The sequence below is a fragment of the Tissierella pigra genome, from assembly GCF_009695605.1.
Lineage (GTDB): Bacteria > Bacillota > Clostridia > Tissierellales > Tissierellaceae > Tissierella > Tissierella pigra.
In genome coordinates, this window is record NZ_VUNQ01000103.1 from 1 (window position 1) to 1,856 (window position 1,856).

Sequence of the window (1,856 nt, forward strand, 5' to 3'; positions counted from 1 at the left end):
TAGATAGTGTTAACTAGAGTATGAAAACTAGATTAAAAGAATTTAGCCTAAATAAAATTAAATTTACTAAAAAATATAGAACTTTAAAGAAAAAAAGCATAAAAAACAAGAGATATTTTAAGGATTTTTCCATCCAACCTCTTTATGAGCATAACAATACAGATTTAATGTCAGTCAAGAGGTCAGAAACTTTGGGGTCGAGCCATTTGACAGCCATTAAACCGATTGTTTAAAAAGCTTTGAGGTTGAAGGAAAAGTTTGCAAAAGTCTTTAAGAAGCTTGATTTGCTAAAATGTGTCTTTGTGATAATTCAATAAGCTTCTGCCACTTTCCAGGCATATTAGGAATAGCCTCAAGCTCTTTAATAGAGTTTAAAGGCTCCCAATAAGTATAGGAATGAGGTCTAAGAAAGTTGTAATAAGCAACAAACAAGCCTACATGGGCATCTGAACCTTCACCGCTACCATAGCCATTAGTAACTTGGTAAGAGAACTTAAATGTTCTGTTCAGACGTTCAATAATTTGTTTTAGCCAACGATATTCTTTTGAAATAGGGTCATCGTTAGTAAGCCCAATGACTTGGATTAAGTTAAAATCTTTATCATTAAGCAAAAATTGTTGCTTTGCTAGATTGTAAACTGAGTAACCATCAGAAATAAAATTAAGTTTAAGTCCTGGAAACTCTTTAAATTTATCAAAGGCCATACGCATAGCTAAAATACAAGGACCTATACTTCTAGTGTTAGATACTTGATAACCTAGAATAGACTTTTTAAGAGCATCCATAACAAACCAAACATAGTGGGTAACACCTTTTATCTTGACATAAGTTTCATCAGCAGCAAGATAATTCGTTGGTTTGTAATCAAAATCATCAACAAATGGTTTAACAATTGTGGCAGCAGTTTTAGCATATTTACTAACCATAACATGAGAAATTTTGACTTGATGAATTTCCCATAAAGCTCTTGCAGTAGCTCTAGTAGATAAACCAAGGTTAACATGGTAAGTAAGGCAAAGTCCCATTACATGAGGAGAAAACTTTCTGAAATCAAGGCTAAAAGAACCTTTAGGCATAGAAGATAAATCCACTTTAAAAAAATCAATCGTGAATTCACGGTAGATATAGTGAAGCTTAAATTTCTGTTTATCTTCCTTAAATTCTTCAAGATCCTTAGGAGATAACTTTTTAAGAGAATCAAGATAAAATGAGCATTTAGGGTTAACACACTTATGTATATTAAAAAACTTACGACTTTTCTTCTTAGCAAGGGCACGGCCACAATAAGGGCAAACAAGAGTATTAGAACTGAAATCATCCTTATCCTTGTTGAATCTAAAGTCACAAACCTTGCAAAGAAGCTGACCGCGTCCACCATTGTTATCGTAAAGATAATTATGAGGAGCACCACAGCGAGGGCATATAGCATCAGAAGACACAGACTTACCACCACGTGACTTAATAGGTTTTAACTCTTTTCCATTCTCAGTTTTGTATTCAGATAAAAGAGTTTTGTAGTCAAGAGTTTCAAGTTTTTTAATAATTGGTACAGTATCAACAGTAAACTTTTGATATTTAGGGCTAAAATGATTATCTTTAAAATCTTGTAAAGGAATATTTCTAACAATAAATAAAACTAAATGGCGAATAGTCGAAATTAAAAATTGATTATATAAAAGTAAATATGATATAATTGAGTCCACAATGACACACCTTTCGTTGGGTATTTGTTTGTTTAGCGACTCAATTATACCAAAAAAAGGGGGGTCATTGTTTTTTGTTTTAAAAAAACTTTGAAACCCTTGATAATACAGAGTATAGATCTATTAATTATATAAATAGGTTTACACTAACT

The 1,856-nt window shown here is 31.9% G+C and carries 1 protein-coding gene; it reads right to left on the reverse strand.

Features of this window, described 5'->3' with window-relative positions:
• Positions 1–270: 270 nt before the first annotated feature.
• On the reverse strand, positions 271–1,704 hold the full coding sequence (locus tag FYJ83_RS20510) for a DDE-type integrase/transposase/recombinase (protein ID WP_216584747.1): 1,434 nt from the start codon (positions 1,702–1,704) through the stop codon (positions 271–273).
• Positions 1,705–1,856 lie beyond the last annotated feature (152 nt).